Below are 19,902 nucleotides of genomic sequence, written 5' to 3' on the forward strand. Positions count from 1 at the left end.
CGCGGGTGAGCCTGCATTGACATCGAGTTTCGTCCACTTTCACATCACATTTTGTACAGATCATCGGGATGAAAAGCGATGAACTGAACGAAAAGCGATGTGCGAGCACCACCCGAGCCCCAACCGAGCCACCCGCGCCTGCCACCCGCGCCCCCAGTCCCTTGCAAACCACTACCCACCCTCATGAGAGAAGCGATCAGCAATGAACCATCAGGCAGTCCCGTCCTCCGATGCGGCCTTCCTCGCAGACTTCCACTTCGTCGCCACCATAGGTGCCACCGACAACAACGGCGTCGATCGACAGGCGCTGACGGCCGAAGATAAGCAGACGCGTGACTGGATGCGCGGCTGGGCGGCCGACAACGGCTTCGACGTGCGCGTCGATGCGATCGGGAACATGTTCGCGTGCCTCGAATTCGTTCCCGGCGCCCCGTACGTCCTCATCGGCTCCCACCTCGACTCGCAGCCGCTCGGCGGGCGCTTCGACGGAGCCTACGGAGTCATCGCCGCCCTCTTCGCGGCCCTGCGAGTCAAAGAGGAGCTCGCCGAATCTGGTCTGAAACCCGCGTACAACCTCGCCGTCGTCAACTGGTTCAACGAGGAGGGCGGTCGCTTCGCCCCGTCGATCATGGGCAGCTCCGTCTACGCCGGGCTCTTCGACCTCGACGAGATGCTCGCCGTCACCGACCTCGACGGCACCACCGTCGCCGAGGCGCTCGACGCCATCGGCTACGCCGGCACCGACACCCCGCCCGAGGCGATCTCCTACGCCGAGATCCACATCGAACAGGGCCGCATCCTCGAACGCGAAGCCACGGACATCGGCGTCGTCGAGGCCAGCTGGTACACGCAGAAACTCGACATCGACGTCCTCGGCGAACAGTCCCACACCGGTGCCACAGCCATGGCTGACCGGCATGATGCGCTCGTCGCAGCCGCGAAGGTCGTCCTCGCGGTCGCCGAGGTGGTCGATGAGTTCGAGGAAGAAGCCCTCGTCTCCTCGGTCGGCCAGCACGTCGTCGAACCGAATTCGCCGATCGTCGTTCCCCGCCGCGTCCATATGGTCGCCGACCTCCGGTCGACCGATCCGGCCATCGTCCAAGCCGCCCGCGACTCGCTGAAGTCCCAGATCGCCGAGATCGCCCGCGCCCACGACATCACTATCGACGCCCGCGACTTCGACATCCGCGACAAGCGCCGCTTCCCGACCGAAGGCGTCGAACTCGCCGAGAAGGCTGTCGCCAACGAGGGCCTGAGCATCCGCCGGTTGGAGACGATGGCCGGTCACGATTCGGTGGCGATGAATCACCGCGTGCCCGCCGTGATGATGTTCGTGCCCAGCGTCGACGGCGTCTCCCACTGCGAACGCGAATTCACCACCGACGACGACATGCTCCGCGGAGTCCGCGTCCTCACCTTGGTGGCCGGCGAACTCGTCCGCGGTGAACTCGCCGACGTCCGTGACGGTGCCGTGTGGGTCGGTTCCTCCGTCGCCGAGGCGCGCGCATGAGCACCGATAATCGGCGCATCCGCTACGGTGACAGCAGCGACCTGCTGCGAACTCATATCGAGGTGACCCCATGACCGCCAATGCAACCGGTCCAGCCACAGCGCCCGACCTCACTCAACCCTGGACCCTGTCCGCCACGGAGGCGCTCGCCGCGTTCCGGGCCAAGGAGCTGTCCCCGGTCGACTACCTGAGCTCGCTCATCGGTCGGATCACCTCCGACGATGAGCGCATCAATGCGGTCACCGAAGTCGTCGAGGAGGCGGTCACCTCGGCGCGGGACGCCGAGACGTTCTATGCGAACGCCACCGATGATGACCTCGCCGAGGCGGCCGCCGCCCGTCCGCTGCTCGGACTTCCCGTGATCGCCAAGGAAAAACACGCGCTCGCCGGCCGCGGCCTCACCCAAGGGCTGCTCCACGAACGCGACACCATCGCCGACAACGATGCCGCGATCATCGCCCGCATCCGCACCGCCGGGGGATTCGTCCACGCCCGAGCCACCTCGCCGGAGTTCAGCTGCGCGACGATCACGCACTCGCCGATGTGGGGCGTGACCCGCAACCCGTGGAACCTCGACCTCTCACCCGGCGGGTCCTCCGGTGGGTCCGGTGCTGCGCTCGCCGCTGGGTTTGCGCCCCTGGCCACCGCCTCCGACATCGCCGGTTCGACGAGGCTGCCCGCCGCGTTCACCGGCACAGTCGGGTACAAAGCCCCCTATGGTCGGATACCCGGAGCGCAGCCCCTGGCCGCGGACTGGTACCGCGGGGATGGGCCGATGGCGCGCACCGTGGCCGACGCCGCCCTCCTCGCCCGCGTCATGGTCGGCGTCGATCCGAGAGATCACGCGACGATCGCCTCGCCCGGGTTCCTCGACGACTTCGACCCCGCCGAGGCGGCCGACCGACTCCGCGGACGCAGGGTCGCGCTGTGCGTGCGATTGGGGGACTTCCCCGTCGGGAAGGACATCGAAGCGAATACCCGCGCGGTCGCCTCGGCGCTGGAATCGGCAGGGGCGGACGTCCAGGAGATCGCACTGCCGTGGACGTCCGAGCGGATCTTCGAGACCGCGTTCACGCACTTCGGAAACCTGCTCGCGCCCGCCATGCGAAAGGCCACTCGCGGCCATGAACACACCCTGGCTGAGTACACGGTGCGGTTCATGGCCGATGCGGAAGCCGTCGCCGCACGCCGGTCCTTCTATGACGGACTCGCCATGGAAGCACAGATCCAGGCGGAGCTCGCCGCAGCCATGGACGGTTTCGATGTGCTCGTGGCGCCCACCTCGGCGGTGGCGGGGTTGGAAGCCGGAGCCAGCTACCTTGATGGGATCACCATCGACGCCGGGGGAGTGGGGCGCGAGGGGCACTCAGATGCGGGAGGCGCCGGTTCGAGAGGTGCCGGAAACGACGGACAGGTGGGCAGTGCGGAGCACCCGGTCGAGGGGTCCCGACTCGACCATTATTGGCAGGCGCACATGACGATGCCGTTCAACATCTGCAACCGGGTGCCGATCGTCAATGTGCCCTCCGGGATGGCCGACTGCGGGATCCCCACCGGCGTCCAGGTCGTTGCTCACCCCTTCGACGACGGAACTGCCTTCGACGTCGCCGCAGCGATCGAAGCGCTGCGCCCATGGGCCGGACTGGCGCCGACAGTTCAGATAGGCTCATCGGATGGATGAGCAGACTCTCGCCGAGGTGGAGCGTGCCGGAACGCAGTTCAACGCCGTCACAGCGATGACCGTCGACCGCGCGAATGCCCTCACCGCGGAATCGATCGACCGCCGCGATTCCGGGCAGCCGCCTCGGCGATTGGAAGGGATTCCCTTCGCGATCAAAGACGTCATCGACCTCGTCGGATACCCGACGACAATGGGATCGAACGTGCGCAGCGATGATCCCGTGACCGCCTCGGCGACGGTCGTGGAGCGACTCGAAGCAGCGGGCGCGATCCCGGTCGCGAAGACGAACTGCCAGGAGTACTCGTACGGAATCCTCGGCGACGAGTCGGCCTTCGGCCGCGTCGTCAATCCTGTCGATGCGGCACTGTGCACCGCCGGGTCGAGCTCCGGATCGGCCGCGCTCGTCGCCGCCGGGGCAGTGCCGTTGGCGCTGGGCACCGACACGGCCGGGTCCGTGCGAGTGCCGGCGGCCTGCCAGGGGGTGCTCGGGTTCAAGCCGACCTTCGGCGTCGTGCCCGTCGACGGTGTCTTCCCACTTTCGCCGGCCTTCGACACCGTCGGACTCTTCGCCTCCGACCTCGGCGTGCTGACCACTGCTTACGACGTGATCGCTGGAGCCGGTTCGGGTGATGACCGAGGGAACAGTGCACACACCATCGATGTCAGTCTCCTCGGTGATGGGTCGAACCTGGCGCTGGACCTGTTCGCTGGCGTTCCCGCCCTCACGATCACCTCGGCGAATGGGCCTGCCCTGGACGAACTCCTCGACGATCTTGCACCGATCTACGACTTCATCCGCCTCTATGAGGCGTACGAGGTCCACGCAGACCTGTACGCCGAGCACTCAGCGGACTACCAGCCAGGGGTGGCCAAGAAGATCGAGGCCGGCAGAGACCTCGGCGAGACCGAATACCGGAAGCAGCTGGAAGCGCTCGCGGACCTGCGGAAACGGTCGCTCACGGTCTTCGAGGGCGCCGATTTCCTGCTCACCCAGGCCATCGACGGTCCAGTGATCCGCTGGGATGAGATCGACTCCGGCACGGCGGCGAAGTTCATGCGCTATTCGATGCCATTCAACGTGCTCGGCTGGCCGGCCTTGACGATCCCGCTGCCCAGGGCCGGAGGCGGCGAAGGACCGCAGGCGGTGCAGCTGGTCGGCCGCCCCGGCGGTGACCGCGACCTGCTCGCCTTCGCCTCTCAGCTGGTCTGACTAGACCCGTGGCCGGTCTGACTTGGGGATCAGTCCGATTGCATCGGGGATCGCCTGATCTGACTCGGTGCCACCGGTCCGATTCGGAGATCGGCCGAGTCGGGCCCACCCTCGACTAGGCTGAACTCGAACAGCCGCCGCGTCGAACGAACCGGAGCCGGGCCGATGAGACCCACGCACAGTCAGATGCTCACCCTCTCCGACGACTCGCGCGCAAATATCGCGGGAGTCCCTGCGCTCATCGTCAGCGGCATCCTCGTGTTCGGATTCGACTTCGACCCACTGGGTTCTGGCCCGAGCATGGCTGCATCGCTGGCCCTGCCGCACGAGGTCATCAACCTCTTCCTCGTCTTCTGGCCGCTCTTCGCGCTCACCTATCTGCTGTGGACGCATGCAGGGCTGGGAGACCTCGACGAGACCGAGCTCATCGTCCACTCCCGGTGGGCGGTGGTGAACCGTCGCCGGTGGTGGTCGAAGTGGTTCGGGATGGGCGGAGCGGTGTCCTGGGCGACAATGGCCGCCTACCTCGCTTTCATCTTCAACATCTTCCTCGTCACCTCTGGCTCGGGCGGAGACATCGTCATCTCGGCCGGGCTCGGCATTGCGAATGTCATCGCCTCGTGGGCGGTGCTCGTGTATTCGTTCGCACTCGAGTTCATGCGTCTCGACCTCAGCGGCGGCGGCAGCCCGGGGGAGCGGCAACTCGAATTCGAGATGGAAGGCCCACGCGAGTTCGGCGACTACCTGACCTTCTCCGTGCTGTCATCGACGATGACGGCCGCGCTCCCCGGCCGAGGGGTGTCGCGGAAAGCCTGGCGATTGGTGCGCACGAACGTCATCGTCGCCTTCGCCTTCAACTCCGTTGTTGTTGCGACCCTCGTATCGATGATCCTCTCCTACGTCATGTGACCGTCACCGGCACAACCCAACCCTGTGAATATCGCCGAGGCGGCCCACCCCGTTCAGGGGTGGACCGCCTCGGGCGTATGGGCTCCTCAACCGGGCGGGCCGCCTCGGTGAGGACAGATTCCCCAACTGGGTGGGCCGCCTCGGTGAGGGTGGGAGGTCACAGCCTCCAGCAGCTGTCGAGCGGAGCCTTGCCCGCGAAGGTGCGACTGGTGAAGGTCTCGATGCGGGGCAGGGCTGCGACGTAGCCGCCTAAGTGAGTGGGCCCGAGATTGTCCTCGAAGGCCAACCTTGTGACCGGCTCGGCACCAGGTCGACGCGAGCTCCTTGCCCTGATCGAACGAGATGACGTCGTCGAGGCGGCTGTGGTTGACCAGCAGCGGAACATCCGGCACCGCGGCCTTGCCCAGCCGCTGCCGGTCAACGATGTCCGTGAAGTGCTCGTCGATGATGTCGGTGAACGACTCGCCGTTCTTCGTCAGCGACTTTCCATCCGTGAAGGCTGTCGAGAGCAAGGCTTCGACGGTGCACTTGTCCGCTGTTTCGGCCACCATCTTCTGCCCTTTCTCGTTGAGGAAGTCGCTTGTATCGATGTCAGCCTGATCGGCGAACCCGACGACGCCGTAGAGTGCGAATGCCGTATAGACGCTCGAGAGCCCGGACACCGTCTTATGCAGATCGACCGGCACGGCGCCGGCCGAAGCGGAGGCGATGTTGAGCTCAGGCGCCCACTCCTTCTGGAGCTCCAGGGCCGCCGTCGTGGCATGACCGCCCTGCGAGTAGCCGCGCAGCTGGAGCTTGGTGTCCTCATCGATCTCGCTGCCATCGACCTGCTGGACGGCACGTGCCGCATCGAGGACCGACCGACCCTCTTCGACGCGATTGACGAAGTGGTGAGTGCCCTCGGTGCCGAGACCCATGTAGTCGACGACGACGACAGGATGCTTCGCGGCCAGCGCCGATGCGACCGAGATGCCTTCGTATTCGGTTCCCATGCCCATCTGACGACTGGGAGCGCACTTGTCAGCGATGCCCTGAGTCCCCGGTGAGATGACGACGGCATCGTCGGCGTGACCGCTCGCACTGTTCGGCGTGAGCAGAGTGGCGGTCGCGGCTCGGGCCTGGCCCTTCTCATCGGTGGTCTTGTACATGAAGACCGTCGACTTCGCGTCATGCTTGATGAGCTTCACCGGGTCGAGGTAGAAATCGGAGTCGGCCTGCTTGAGCACCGTGCCGTCCGCGCTCGGCAGCGAGTCCGGGGTCCGATAGAAGTCCTCGGGGACTCCTGATGCCGGCAGGTCCTCCTGCGCGGCGGCATATTCGACATCGGCGGGAGTGAGTTCGTCGGTCTTCTCGACGGCCTTCTGCGCCTCTTCGACGCTGATGCCCTCGGGGACGCTGTCGCGATCGAGCGTGCTCGGATCCTCCGCCGCACGGTCGTCGAGGAACTCTTCGGCTTCGTTCTCGGTCTGCGGAACGAGTTCGGCGGCCTGGGCCGGAGCGGTCGTCGTGCACACGGTGAGTGCGAGGCCGACGACGGCTGCGGCGCTCAGGGCCCGCAGGCGACGACGGGAACCGTGTGAGGAGGTGGTCGGCAGTGCTGTGGTTGGCGTGCTCATAGGCGGTGGTCCTGTTCTGCCTGGTCTCTCGGCATTGAGAAGGTGCGGGACAGTGGTGTCGATGCAGACCACGATGGTGTGCATCGTGACGGTGAGAGCAGTGTCGCGACGGGGTGCCGTCGGCCAGGGTGTTCACCGTCGGACGCCCTGATTGTGACGGGCACCACACACATTACTTGATAGTAGGACTGAGCGGTAGTTAAGTGACGAACGTGGTCTGTCGCCAGGTCAGGTGAGGTGCGAGCGGACGACTTCGACGATGACGAGGAGCGCGCCGACGATCGAAGCGCCGACCGCGAGGCGGTAGAGGAGTCGACGGTCGGCGCGTCGGATGACGAAGTTCGACAGCCACAGACCGATGAGCATGAACGGCAGCAGAACCGCCGCCGCGATGAGGTGCCTGGTGCCGACTTCCCCGCCGATGGTCAGCCCCGTCAGGGACAGGATGCTGCCGAGAGTGAAGTAGGCGCTCATCGTCGAGCGCATCGATGACGGGTCGAGTGAGCGCATGATGAGACTGATCGGCGGTCCGCCGATGCTCGTGGCCGTGCCGAAGATCCCCGAGGCCGACGAGGCGATGAACATATTGCGATGCGAGGCCGCCGGTGACCAGCCGACCAGGCTGAATGCGGCACCGGCGAGAACGGTGATCGCGAGCATCAGGGACAGTCCGGAATCCGGCAGTAGCACCACGGCTGTGGTACCGATCGCAATGCCGGGAAGCCGTCCGAGGGCACCCCAGCCGACGAGCTTCCAATCCACGTCTTGACGCTCACGGGCAAACGCGGTGAAAGAGGTGAGGGTGGCCAGGAACAGAAGCGCCGATGGCAGCAGGTCGGGGCGCAGAAGCGCGAGCACCGGTGCGGTGATCATGCCGAGGCCGAATCCGATGGAGCCCTGCAGGCAGGCTGAGCCCAGCACCACGATCCCGATGATCAGGTACTGGATGATCTCCATCGGTTCCTCATTCCTCCACCCCGGCCCATTGGACCATGCGGCGCATATTGCGCGTTCTGAGCAGCCATCTTATGCGCATAACGCACAAATCGGCATCTTTCTCGTCGAACCTCTTGCGCACAACACGCATGTATGGGCTAGTCTTTACGAAGATTGCGCACGGTGATGACGCGGACCAATCCTTGCATCATTCATCGGGCAATCGCTCAGATGTCCATCTACACATGGGAGTGCAGCCATGGCCGCCGATGTCCATAGCGTGAAACGCAGCTCTGTCAATTCGATGCCCGCGCAGAATCCGCTGCCGCGCGGCCTCGGTCTCGTCACCTCGGTCGGGCCCGGTCTGGTGCTGGCCATGTCGTTCCTGGGCACCGGCGACCTCGTCAGCTCCTCCGTCTCCGGTGCCTCCTATGGGTACGCGCTGCTGTGGACGCTCATCCTCTCTCTCATCGCCCGCACGTTCATCATCTCGTCCATTGCGAAGTACACGCTGATGAACAAGCACGGTGACACGCAGATCCTGGACGGCTTCGCCCGCCTCTCGCCGGTCCTTCCCGGAATCATGGGTGCCGTCGTGCTCATCGCCGGATTCATCACCCAGGCCACCTTCCTCCTGGCCGCAGCCGTCGGACTCCACGAGCTCACCGGTGGTCAGTGGGGTGGAGCCTGGGGCCGGTTCTTCTGCGCGATCTTCATCGTCGCGCTCACTCTGTCGCTGGTCATGCTGCGCAAGCAGTTCGTCGTCCTCGAGTACTTCGCACGTTTCGCCTCGGTCGCGATGATCATCGCCTTCATCTATGCGCTCATCAAGATCGGCACCTTCGACATCGCCGGCTTCGTGCAGGGAATGGCCTTTGAGATCCCGCAGGAGCAGAACACCTCGGCATTCGCCCCCATCGTCATCGCCTCCGCCACGATCGGCACGATCGCCGGCAACATGCCCAATCTCCTCTACTCCGGGTTCATGCGTGACAAGGGCTGGGTCGGGCCGAAGTATCGGAAGATCCAACAGTTCGACCTCATCGCCGGTATGGCCCCGCTGCTCATCATCAACCTCCTGTTCTGGATCGTCGCGGCCGAGTTCAGCGCCGCCAACCCAGGCTTCTCCATCGGCGACGAGTTCGACCTCTCCCATATGCTCTCGGTTGCGGTCGGTCCGGTCGGTCCGTATCTGCTGTGGATGTGCATCTTCTTCGCTGCGATGACGAGTTTCCCGCCGCAGTCGCGCGGCTTCGCTCAGCTGGCCATCAACGGCATCAACCACACCGTGCCGTCGATGCGGAAGTTCCTCGGCCGCGACGAGGAGAATCCCGCCTTCCGATGGATCCAGGCGATCGTCTTCATCATCCTGCCCCTGGCCTCGACGATCCCCGGCGCCCCGGATCTCATCTCGCTCAACATCGTCGGCACCGCGATCTCGACCGTACTCAGCCTCCCGATCATCGTCGTCTGCATCCTGTTGCTGACCTCGCGGAAGAAACACATGCATGCCTACGCCGTCAATCGGAAATGGCAGACCGGCCTGCTGCTTCTCCTCGGTATCATCGCCATCGTCGTCGGCGTCCAGATCGCCATGCAGATTCCCGCGATGTTCGCCACCGCGTTCGGATGATCGGGTCGAATCGTCGCCGGGGAGGACTCCCTCGCCGAGGCGGCCCACCCGACCGACGAGCATGGCCGTTCCACGGAGGATTCCCTCGCCGAGGCGGCCGGGCCCTGCGTTGTCCGATGATTGTTGCCTAGACATGGAGGAGAAACCCATGAATCTGCTGTCCCAGCCCTCGCTCGACCGTGTGCCGGCGCCGCCGGCGGACGGACGACTCCGCTTTTTCGAGGACGACGGCTGTGCCGCGGCCGCCATCCCCACCGACCGTCGTTCGAACCACGCTCCGTCGATCCTTGCGCTTCGGGACGGCAGCCTGCTGGCCGCCTGGTTCGGCGGCAGCGACGAGGGCAATGGGGACATCGACATCCTGGTGTCCCGCTTCGACGCGGACACGGGGGAGTGGACCGCCTCGGCGAGCGTCACCCATGATGAGATCCGGTCCGATCAGAACCCGGGGCTCTTCGCCGCCTCGGACGGAACGATCTGGCTCGTTTACACCTCCCAGCTGTCCCGCCAGTCAGGAGTCCCGGAGACGTTCAACCTCCAGCACACCTCCGTGGTCAAGGTGATCCGCTCGGCAGACGACGGAGTGAGCTGGAGCGAACCGGAGACGCTCTTCGACCATGAGGGGACGTTCTGCCGCCAGCCGATCCAGATCCTCCACAATGGGACGTGGGTGCACACTCAGTGGCTGTGCTTCGACGACGATTCGAAGAACGGCTCCGACCAACCGGTCGTTCAGTTCTCCGCGGACCAGGGCGCCTCCTGGCGTCAGGTCGAGTTCCCCGAGGCTGCCGGTCGAGTCCACCCGAACATCGTCGAGCTCGAACCGGGACGTCTCGTCAGCCTGTTCCGTTCCCGCTTCGCCGACTGGGTCTACCTCAGCCGCTCCGAGGACGGGGGCGAGACCTGGTCGGCGCCCGAGGCCACCGAGGTGCCGAACAACAATGCGGGTCTCAGTGCCTTCCGGCTGCCCTCGGGCAGGCTCGCACTCGTCTCGAACGAGCACCAGGTGGCCACGGAACCCGGCGAAGTGGTCTGGCCCTATGAGCGGATGCGGATCGTCATCGCCGTCTCGGACGACGAGGGCCGCACGTGGCCCGTGCGTCGGGTGATCGAGCCCGGTGACGGGTTCTCCGGTGAGGGCAATCTGCGCAGCAATCGTCGGCAGGAGTACCCGCACGGCATCGTCGACGCCGACGGACTCATCCACGTCGTCTACGCCTACAGCTCACGACGGGCCATCCGTCACGTCGTCTTCGCGGAGGACTGGATCTCCGGCGTCGAAGACCAGGTCCACACCGACTGCAAGCTCTGGGGCTGAACCGCCGGAACCGTCGTCGAGCCGCGCGCATCCGCCCGACGCACACCGCAGACACAGCAGAGGCCCCGGAACTCCGACGAGTCCCGGGGCCTCTGCATGCCCTCGTGCCGTCAGCTATGCACGGCGCTGCCCATCTGGTCGACGCGAACCACGGTGATGCCGCGGTCTTCGAACAGTTCGATCTGCGCGGGATCGGCCGAATCGTCGGTGACGAGCGTCCAGCCGGTGCCGAGGTCGGCCCACGCGTGGAAGGGGCGCTGGCCGAGCTTCTCGGCATGGGCGACGACGAAGACGTGGGTGGCTCGGCGGCTCATCAGCTCCTTGAGTCGCACCTGTTCGGGCAGGGCCTCGCACACCCCGTCTTCGGCGGTGACGGCATCGGCGCCGAGGAAGGCGAAGTCGAAGGTGAACCTCTCCAGCCCCGCCTCGGTGATGGGTCCGATGAATCCCTGGCTGACGGGCCGGTAGCGGCCGCCGAGGAGCGTGAACTCCACGCCTTCGAGGTCGGCCATCTGCTGCAGCGAGGTCAGTCCGGAGGACACCACAGACAAGGGTGCTGTGTCGCGGAGTGCGCGCGCGATCTGCGACGTGGTCGTCCCGGCGTCGAGGAGCACATGCGAACCGGCCGGCACCTGCTTGGCGCACCAGGATCCGATGGCGCGTTTGACCTCGGGGGCTTCATGGGAGCGCTCGGCCAACGTGGTCTCGGACTCCGTCGGGACGGCGATGACTCCGCCGTAGGTGCGGGCCAGCTCGCCCGAGTCAGTGAGCTTCGCGAGGTCGCGACGGATCGTCGACGCCGTGACCCCAAGCATCTCCGAGAGGGCATCGACGCTCATTTCACCCTGCGTGCGGGCCAGCTGAAGGATCTCCTCGCGACGTTCGCCAGCGTTCATCTCTCTCCTGATCGGTTGTCGTTGATCGCCACTGTATCGCGGATTATCGCGCGGACTGCGCAGGGCCGCCTCGGTGAGGGCGCCGACCCCGGACTGTCGGCCGCGCAGACCGCGCAGAGAAGAGACTCAGACGACGGCGAGAGCCGCGGCCTGACGCATCGCCTCGCTCATCGACTCGGTGTCGACCTTGCCGGTGCCGGCGATGTCGAAGGCGGTGCCGTGATCGACCGAGGTGCGGATGACCGGCAGTCCGACGGTGATATTGACGCCGGCATCGATGCCGAGGACCTTGATGGGTCCGTGCCCCTGGTCGTGGTACATCGCGACGATGAGGTCATAGTCTCCGCGGCCGGCGAGGAAGAAGGCGGTGTCGGCCGACAGTGGTCCGACCGCGTCGATGCCGTCGGCCTGCAGCTGCGTGATCGCCGGAGTGATCTTCTCCTCCTCTTCCCCGTAGCCGAAGAGCCCGTTCTCGCCGGCGTGCGGGTTGATCGCGCAGACGCCGATGTGCGGTCGTTCCAGCCCGGCTCGGACGAGGGCGTCGTGGCCGCGGCGGACGGTGCGTTCGACGAGGCCGGGCTCGATCTTCGCCACGGCGTCGATGAGCCCGATGTGGGTGGTCACGTGGATGACGCGCAGCTTGGGGGACGAGAGCATCATCGAGACCTCCTCGGTCCCGGTCAGCGAGGCGAGCATCTCGGTGTGCCCGGGGTACTTGTGCCCAGCGGAGTGGAGGGCCTCCTTGTTGAGCGGCGCCGTGCAGATCGCCTGCACCTCACCGGACATCGCCAGCTGCGCGGCGCGCTCGATGTAGCGGAACGCGGCATCTCCCGCGACGGGGGAGAGTTCGCCCCAGGGCAGATCGCCCGGAAGGAGGGCGAGGTCGATGACGTTGATGACGCCGGGCACGTGCTCGGCATCGGCAGGGGAGTCGATCCGGCGGATCTCGGCCTCGACGCCGAGCACCTGCGCGGCTTGCTCGAGTCGTGCGGCATCGCCGATGACGACGGGGGCGGCGACGGCGAGGACCGAGGGGTCGAGGCAGGCGGCGATGCAGATCTCGGGGCCGACCCCGGCCCCGTCGCCCATGGTCACTGCGACTGTGGGAAGCGCGTTCATTGGCTCTCCTTCGTGGTTCGCGGCGGTGGCCGCGGTGGTCGTGGTGGGCTCACCGGAGTTCAGAGCCGCATGGATGAGGGTGAGGGAATCGGGTCCGCCCTGACCGCCGGGCCGGGTAACGACGGCGGTGAGATCGATCTCGTCGATCGTCCTCGCCGAGGCGGCCCCGACCGTGGACAGCACGGCCCCCGGGTGGATCTCTCGGACCGTTTCGATCCGGTCCACGCCGAGGCGGTCGAGGACGGCCCTGGCGGTCTCTCCGCCGGCGGCGGCGAGGGCGACAGGTCCGACTCCGGTGAGAGCGCGGGCGGTGAGTTCGGCGAGGAGGCCCGGCAGGGGCCGAGGGTCGACGGAGCCTCCCGCGTCGGTGAGACGGACGACGAGGTGGGACTCGGTCAGGGCGGCGCGGACGCGTGCGGCGGAATCGTCGAGACGGTGGGGTTCGTCGGCCCATGCGGCTACCTCGGCGGCAGGGAAGTCGAGCACACGAGTGTCCGAGTGGTCGCACAGGTGTGCGATTTGCGCCTCGATTCTCTCTGCTGCGGTGCCCAGCAGAGTGAGGACCCGTGCAGGCGTGCGCGGAAATGATGAGGGGTCGGGCCGTTCAGCTTCTGCGTCACCAGCATCGGCCAGGGCAGATGCGTCGCTCGGCGCAGTGAGTCCGCCTCTTCGACGCTCGGCCAGGGCGCGCGCGAGTGCGGAAGTGCCGACGAGGATGGCTGAGGTCGCCTCGGCGAGAGCGACGATACGGGTGAGATCCTCCCTCGACTCGGCATCGGCGGTGATGAGGCGCTCGCCGCCGAAGCCGGCATTCGAGGCGTCGACACTGGCTTCCGAACTGACGGCGGCGTCGAAGACGTCGGCAGCATCGGAGCCAGGCAGCGATCGCAGTTCGTCGAGGCCCAAGTGGCGGGCGGCGACAGGGCACAGATCCGAAAGCGTCTCCGGAGCACTGCCGTCCTCGAGGCTCCACGCTCGGGTGCGGCTCAGGCGCACTCCGTCATCGAAGGGCACTGCTCCGACGACCGTGCGGTTCTGCTCCGGAAGCGCGGGAGCGAAGATCACGGGTCCGCGTGCGTGATCGAGGGCCGCAGTGATCGCGGCGCAGATGTTGCCGCGCAGCAGGGAATCGACCTTGATGAATATGGCGCGGGACGAGCCGAACTCACGAAGTGCAGCAGACGTGCGTGCGCCCGCCGACCGAGCCTGCTGATACCGGCAGTCGATATCGACAACGAGGTCTCGGGAGTCGGTGCCGACCGCCTCGGCGACGGAGTGATCGGCTTCTGATCCGGCATCCGCCTCGTTGATGGTGTCTGCTGATCCGGCCGCGGAGTCCGCGCTCGCCGAGGTGAGCACGATCGGCGTACCCGGATCGAGTGTGGCGGCGACCTCGGCCGCGCCGCTGAGATCGTCGGCGATGACAAGGACGCCGGATTCGCCTGCTGACATGGCACTCCTTTGCGTCCGGTCCGGCTGAACATCTCTACAGTGACATGTATGCGCGAAATGCGCAACTTGTTGCACGATCCACGCATAAGTGGGAAGATCGGGGTATCGACGATCTGCCCCACTCAACGAGGAGACCCTTGTGAACACAGACTCGACAATCACCCTCGACGGAGTCTCCGTCCCGCTGTCCCGGCTTGTGCTCGGCACGATGACGTTCGGCGACACGGTGGCCGAAGCGGACGCGCACGAGGTGTTCGAGGCGGCCATCGCCGCGGGTATCACCGGCATCGACACCGCCAACGGCTATGCGAAGTCGACGACCGAGGGGCTCATCTCGCCGCTGGTGAAGAAGCACCGTGATCGGATCGTGTTGGCGACGAAGGCCGGAATGCCCCATGCCGATGCCGGCGAGCACTCGCCGCTGTCGGCGAAGGCTCTGCGTGCGAGCGTCGAAGGCTCGCTGCGTCGTCTCGACGTCGACTCGATCGACCTCTTCTATCTCCACCAGCCCGACCGGGCGGCCACCCTCGACGAGACGCTCGAGACCATCGCCGCGCTGCGTGCCGAAGGCAAGATCGCCGCCCTGGGCATCTCGAACTTCTCCGCGTGGCAGGCCGTCGATGTCATCTCCGCGGCCGAGCGTGCCGGCGCCCCGCGACCGATGGTGGCGCAGAACGTCTACAGCGTGCTGGCCCGTCGGATCGAAGACGAATGGCTCGAATGCGGACAGGCTCACGGCATCGCGACGATGGCGTACAACCCGTTGGCCGGCGGACTGCTCGCCCGCCGTCCCTCGACCGACGGCACCGGCGACCGATTCTCCGGCTCCGTGCTCGCCGAAATGTACTCCCAGCGCTACCTCTCCGACTCCGTCCTCGCCTCGGTCGAGGCCTTCGCGGCCGTGGCCGATGGCGCCGGGGTCCCGCAGGCCGAGCTCGCCCTGCGCTGGGTGGCCGAGGCGCCGGGCGTCTCAGCCCTCCTGCTCGGGGCCAGCCGCGTCGGGCAGCTCGAAGCGAATATCGCGGCCATCGCGAAGGGGCCGCTGCCGGCCGATGTGCTCACCGCCGTCGACGAGGCGACCGCTGCGGTGCGCGGCTCCCAGCCGAAGTACAACCGCTGAACCATCTCTGTCTCGACTCGACCAATCCTATGAAAGGATCACCATGACCTCTCTCAACGGCATCCTCGCCGCCATCGCCACGCCCTTCGACGAGGAGGAGCGCATCGTCGAGTCGGCCCTGCGCGCCCATGTCCGCCGTCAGCTCACGGCCGGAGTCCACGGCATCTTCGCCCTCGGCACCAATGGCGAGTTCTACGCCCAGTCCGCAGCCGAACGCGCCGAGGCGGCCCGCATCGTCATCGACGAGGTAGCCGGCGCCGTCCCCGTCGTCATCGGCGCCGGCGCCGCGACGACGAAGGAGACCATCGCGATCGCATCCGATGCGGCTGCGGCAGGAGCCGATGCGCTGTCGATCATCACCCCGTACTTCGCCGCCGCCTCTCAGGTCGAGATCGAGAACCACTTCCGGGCCGTGGCCGATTCCGTCGACGTCCCGGTCATCGTCTACAACATCCCTGCACGCACCGGCAACGCCGTGGCCCCGGCAACGCTCGAGACGCTCGCAGAGGTGGAGAACATCACCGCGGTCAAAGACTCGAGCGGCAACTTCGACACGATCCTCCAATACCTCGAGCGCACAGACCGAGAGACCTTCGACGTCATCTCCGGCAACGACTCGCTCATCCTGTGGACCCTGCTTGCCGGCGGGGCGGGAGGCATCAGCGGGATTGCGAACATCTACCCGCAGACGATGGCGTCGATCTATGACCTGTTCGTCGCCGGGGACGCGGCGGCTGCGCGCACCGCGCAGGACAGCATCCGTCCGATCCGCAACTGCCTGGCACTCGGGAACCCGAACACAGTGGTCAAAGCGGCCGCGAACGAGCGCGGATTCGACCTCGGCCCGGCCCGGGCGCCCTTCAATGCGCTCTCGGAGGAGGCGAAGAAGCAGGTCGCCGCGACAGTCGCCGCCGATGTGGAGCGCGGCCTGGCCTGAGACGAGGTGGCCCGAGACGAACTGGCCGGATCTGTCTGAGCTGATCCGACCGGCCCGTGGCGATTGCAATCGCCGGAATCCTTCACCCGGCAAGTTGTGGCGATTGTAATCTCCACGATGGGTCAGATCGGCCCGCGTGGCGATTATGGTCGCCAGCATGCCGGACACAGACGCCGAGTGCACGCGCTATCTGCGCCTCGGCGGATTCCCCGGAGTGCACATGCTGCACCTCGACGAAGCCGACGCCCGCTCGATGATCATGGACATCTACAGATCCACACTCGTGCGGGATGTGTTGACGCGGAATCGGATCCGAGACGCGGATATGTTCGAACGCGTCGCCGCTTTCGCAATCGACAATGTGGGCGATCCGTTCTCCGCTCGACGCGCCGCTGATTTCATGAAGTCCCAGCGCCGGTCGATCGGCCATGAGACCGTGCTCAACTATCTGACGGCACTGTCCGAAGCCTTCGTGATCGCGCGAGTCCCTCGGTTCGATCTGCATGGCAGGGCCATCCTCGCAACGGATGAGAAGCATTTCGTCGGTGATCACGGCATCGTCGACGCCCTGTTCGGCTACTCGGACCAGCGTTTTCCGGGAGTGCTGGAGAACATCGTGTGGATGGAGCTGCGGCGACGCGGCTACGACGTCACCGTCGGCCGGATCGGAGGAGCTGAAGTCGACTTTGTGGCACAGCGTGCCGATGAAGTCATCTACCTCCAGGTCGCCACGACGATCGCGACTGAGGAGACCAGGCGCCGAGAACATCGGCCGCTCGAAGCGATTGCGGACAACCCTCCGAAATACCTTCTGACACTCGACCCACTTGTCGGAGGAAACGCGAACGGAATCCAACACCGCAGGATCCCCGAATTCCTGCTCGCCGATGAGGTCTGAATCATCTCCGGGACGCACCGGAGCTGATATCCGAGCCTGCGGAGGCGAACTGAGCTGATCGACGTATCGGTCAGGCGACGGGGAAGCGCGGTTCCTCGCCCTGCAGCACGCGGACGACGTCCTCGACTGCCCAGGTTCCCATGTTCGCGTTGGCGACATCGGAATAGGCGCCGATGTGCGGGGTGGCAATGAGGTTCGGCGCGGCCAGCAGCGGGTCGTCCGATGCCGGCGGCTCGGTCGCGAAGGCGTCGAGCGCGGCGAAGGAGAGGCGGCCCGATTCGAGCGCCGCGGCCAGTGCTGCCTCGTCGACGAGGCCGCCGCGGGCAGCATTGATCAGCCCCGCACCGTCGGGCATCGTGGCGAGAAGCTCGGCGTCGAGAAGCGGCTCGTCGCCACCGGGGAGGTGGAGGGTGAGGAAATCGGACCCGGCGACCACCTCGGCGAGGGTCTGGGGCGTGGCCCCTGCCTCGGTGATGGCCTCGTCGGGGACGAATGGGTCGTACGCGGTGATGCTCAAGCCGAACCCTGACGCGCGCTTGGTGACCTCCCGACCGATGCGACCGAAGCCGAGGATGCCGAGGCGCTTGCCGCTCAGCTGTGAACCGAAGAACACGCCCCACTCACCGGCACGCAGCGAATCCTCGGCTGCTCGGATCCGGCGGGCGCCCATGAGGAGGAGCCCGAGGGTGAGGTCGGCGACGGATTCGGCATTCGCTCCGGGGGTGTTGACGACCCGAACCCCAGCGGCAGCGGCGGCGGCCAGATCGATGTTGTCGACTCCGGCACCATGCTTGGCCACGACCTTGAGGTCGGGACAGGCGGCGAGCACCTCGGCGTCGATGCGATCGAGACCGACGAGGACCGCCTCGGCGTCGGAGATCGCCTCGATGAGGTCCTGGCCGGTCTTGGGATGATTCTCGGTCCGGTAGTCGAGGTCGAGGCCGAGCTGCGCGGATCGCGCACTCGGTCGCTGCGAATACTTGCCGAAGGACGGGGTGAGGACGGTGAGGCGCATCAGGCTCCGATCTCGATTCCGAAGGTCTTGAACACGGTGTAGATGCCCAGCAGGCCGATCGCCAGGGAGGCGAAGACGAGCATCACCGTGAAGAAGTGATTGGATTTGAACTTGGTCGGCACCTCTCGGGAGCGAAGGTACCAGACGGCGATGACGACGGCGACGAGGAAGACGCCGCTGGCCACCCCGCCGATCTGGACCATGATCACCGGGGACTGGATGATGAGGTAGCTCAACGCCCAGATGATCGGGAAGACCACGGTGAGCACACGGATGATGCGAGTTCGGGTGCGCATGTTCTCCCAGTCGAAGACGCCGAGGATGGACACGGTGTTCGTCCACAGGCGGGGAACGCTTGCGGTCGAGGCGATGAAGGTCGAGAAGAGGACGGCGAAGGCGCCGATGAGGAAGATCCAGTGTCCGGCCTCGCCCATCGTCGAGGAGTACATCGACGACAGAGTGGTGATCATGTCGTTGCCCTCGGGAACGAGGTTCTGCGGGTGGAGGATGGCGGCGCCGATAACGTAGAAGGACATCGTGCACACGGTCGAGACGATCCAGGACACGAGCACATCGGTGCGCATGACCGAGATCCAGCCGCGGGCGCGGCGGGCACGTTCCGCGGTGCCGTCGTTCGGGCCGGTGTAGCGGGCGTAGCCTTTCTCCAGGCACCAGTAGGTGTAGGTCGTCATCTCGTCGGCGCCGACTCCGGTGATGCCGAACATCGCCACCGCGAAGCCGAGCGTGCCGGCGGGAACGGCGAAGGTGAGGCCGCTCATGACGTCCGCCGAGGTATAGGCGAAGTCGGTGAAGGGCAGCGAGATCGCCAGCCCGACGGTGGAGACGGTGAAGATGATGACCGCGCCGACGGAGAACTTCTCGACGATGCTGTAGCGGTTCGTCACGAGCAGGGCGATGACGACCGCGAGCGACACGACGGTCCAGAAGACGAGCGAGGGGGTGGACAGCGGTTCGCCGATGACGGGCACCATGATGCTCAGCGCCGCGACGGCACCGCCGATGATGCCGCCTCGCTGGAGGACCTTCGCGAAGTCCATGAGGATCCACAGCAGGTTGATCCACCCTGCCCGGCCGATGAGGCGGGGGCCGACGTGGCCGTAGCCTTCGAGCGCGGGCTTGCCGGCCAGGATCGTCCACTGGGCGAGTTCGAGCTGGACCCAAACCTTGACCGCGGTGGAGATGATGACGAGCCAGAGCAGGACGAATCCGGCCTTGGCGCCGAGCGCAGTCGTCGTGATGAGCTCTCCGGAGCCGATGACCGCTGCCGAGATGACGAGACCGGGGCCGAGGTACTTGAGTTTGCCCGCAAAGGTCGTGGGCGGTTCGAGCACGTCCTTGGGGTCGAGATGGTAGGGGTCGACAGCGGCGTCTGCGCCTGTGCGGTCGTCCCGGTCGATGTTCTGTGCGGTCATACTCGGCTTCCTTGCACGAAGGTGGATCTGATCAGTGATCGAGCCGGCGGCCCGGGGCACATCGGTGCGCGACGGCCCCGTTGGCGCGGCTCATGCAAGTGTGCCACCGAATGCGTGATGTGCGCAACATGGGTGCATGAAATGCGCATATCTGAGGAGTCTGACGACGGTTTAATGCTCGTTGTGAGCGAGACACGGCGAAGGCCGCCGGTCGGCAGC

General features: G+C 66.1%; 15 protein-coding genes. 9 read left to right on the forward strand and 6 right to left on the reverse strand.

Features of this window, described 5'->3' with window-relative positions; all coding sequences use genetic code 11:
- The first annotated feature begins 202 nt into the window (after positions 1-202).
- The 4 genes from AD89_RS0105000 (at position 203) to AD89_RS0105015 (ending at position 5,310) form a co-directional block, all read left to right on the forward strand.
- Positions 203-1,510, forward strand: a complete 1,308-nt coding sequence (locus tag AD89_RS0105000; protein ID WP_025777515.1) for a M20 family metallo-hydrolase — start codon at positions 203-205, stop codon at positions 1,508-1,510.
- Positions 1,511-1,580: 70 nt separating this feature from the next.
- On the forward strand, positions 1,581-3,191 hold the full coding sequence (locus AD89_RS0105005; protein ID WP_025777516.1) for an amidase: 1,611 nt from the start codon (positions 1,581-1,583) through the stop codon (positions 3,189-3,191).
- The gene (locus AD89_RS0105010) at positions 3,184-4,401 is read left to right on the forward strand and encodes an amidase (RefSeq protein ID WP_025777517.1); all 1,218 of its coding nucleotides are present in this window, start codon (positions 3,184-3,186) and stop codon (positions 4,399-4,401) included. Before AD89_RS0105005 ends, AD89_RS0105010 begins: the two co-directional genes overlap by 8 nt.
- A 165-nt stretch (positions 4,402-4,566) precedes the next feature.
- On the forward strand, positions 4,567-5,310 hold the full coding sequence (locus tag AD89_RS0105015) for a DUF1345 domain-containing protein (protein ID WP_231488451.1): 744 nt from the start codon (positions 4,567-4,569) through the stop codon (positions 5,308-5,310).
- A gap of 86 nt (positions 5,311-5,396) precedes the next feature.
- On the opposite strand, the gene AD89_RS18145 is transcribed toward AD89_RS0105015, so the two are convergent.
- Positions 5,397-6,926 carry a lipase family protein gene (locus AD89_RS18145; protein ID WP_051505062.1) on the reverse strand — a complete coding sequence of 510 codons (1,530 nt, stop codon included), beginning with the start codon at positions 6,924-6,926 and terminating at the stop codon, positions 5,397-5,399.
- 228 nt (positions 6,927-7,154) lie between these two features.
- Positions 7,155-7,883 (reverse strand): sulfite exporter TauE/SafE family protein, encoded by a 729-nt coding sequence (locus AD89_RS0105025; protein ID WP_025777519.1) that lies wholly within the window; start codon positions 7,881-7,883, stop codon positions 7,155-7,157.
- A gap of 259 nt (positions 7,884-8,142) precedes the next feature.
- Between AD89_RS0105025 and AD89_RS0105030 the strand changes: the two genes are divergently transcribed.
- Both AD89_RS0105030 and AD89_RS18150 read left to right on the forward strand, forming a co-directional pair.
- Positions 8,143-9,495: an Nramp family divalent metal transporter gene (locus AD89_RS0105030; protein WP_169251098.1), complete on the forward strand. Its 1,353-nt coding sequence runs from the start codon at positions 8,143-8,145 to the stop codon at positions 9,493-9,495.
- A 148-nt stretch (positions 9,496-9,643) separates the two neighbouring features.
- Complete coding sequence (locus AD89_RS18150) at positions 9,644-10,813, forward strand: sialidase family protein (protein ID WP_051505063.1); 1,170 nt, start codon at positions 9,644-9,646, stop codon at positions 10,811-10,813.
- 110 nt (positions 10,814-10,923) lie between these two features.
- On the opposite strand, the gene AD89_RS0105040 is transcribed toward AD89_RS18150, so the two are convergent.
- Entirely contained in the window at positions 10,924-11,709 is a 786-nt protein-coding gene (locus AD89_RS0105040) for a DeoR/GlpR family DNA-binding transcription regulator (RefSeq protein ID WP_025777521.1), read from the reverse strand.
- Between the two features lie 126 nt (positions 11,710-11,835).
- Positions 11,836-14,280 carry a 4-hydroxythreonine-4-phosphate dehydrogenase PdxA gene (gene pdxA, locus AD89_RS0105045; protein ID WP_025777522.1) on the reverse strand — a complete coding sequence of 815 codons (2,445 nt, stop codon included), beginning with the start codon at positions 14,278-14,280 and terminating at the stop codon, positions 11,836-11,838.
- A gap of 139 nt (positions 14,281-14,419) precedes the next feature.
- Here pdxA and AD89_RS0105050 point away from each other — a divergent pair, with 139 nt between their 5' ends.
- The 3 genes from AD89_RS0105050 (at position 14,420) to AD89_RS0105060 (ending at position 17,235) form a co-directional block, all read left to right on the forward strand.
- Positions 14,420-15,400, forward strand: coding sequence for an aldo/keto reductase (locus AD89_RS0105050; protein ID WP_025777523.1), 981 nt, complete (start codon positions 14,420-14,422; stop codon positions 15,398-15,400).
- 43 nt (positions 15,401-15,443) lie between these two features.
- A complete protein-coding gene (locus AD89_RS0105055) occupies positions 15,444-16,337 on the forward strand; it encodes a dihydrodipicolinate synthase family protein (protein ID WP_025777524.1) in 894 nt (297 codons plus the stop codon).
- A gap of 157 nt (positions 16,338-16,494) precedes the next feature.
- Entirely contained in the window at positions 16,495-17,235 is a 741-nt protein-coding gene (locus AD89_RS0105060) for an ATP-binding protein (RefSeq protein ID WP_197021714.1), read from the forward strand.
- A gap of 70 nt (positions 17,236-17,305) precedes the next feature.
- On the opposite strand, the gene AD89_RS0105065 is transcribed toward AD89_RS0105060, so the two are convergent.
- Together AD89_RS0105065 and AD89_RS0105070 are read right to left on the reverse strand one after the other, a co-directional pair.
- Positions 17,306-18,250 carry a phosphoglycerate dehydrogenase gene (locus tag AD89_RS0105065; protein ID WP_035319958.1) on the reverse strand — a complete coding sequence of 315 codons (945 nt, stop codon included), beginning with the start codon at positions 18,248-18,250 and terminating at the stop codon, positions 17,306-17,308.
- Positions 18,250-19,683 carry an Nramp family divalent metal transporter gene (locus AD89_RS0105070; RefSeq protein WP_025777527.1) on the reverse strand — a complete coding sequence of 478 codons (1,434 nt, stop codon included), beginning with the start codon at positions 19,681-19,683 and terminating at the stop codon, positions 18,250-18,252. The genes AD89_RS0105065 and AD89_RS0105070 overlap by 1 nt, the downstream gene beginning before the upstream one ends.
- Positions 19,684-19,902: the final 219 nt, after the last annotated feature.

The organism is Brevibacterium sp. VCM10 (assembly GCF_000583215.1).
Lineage (GTDB): Bacteria > Actinomycetota > Actinomycetes > Actinomycetales > Brevibacteriaceae > Brevibacterium > Brevibacterium linens.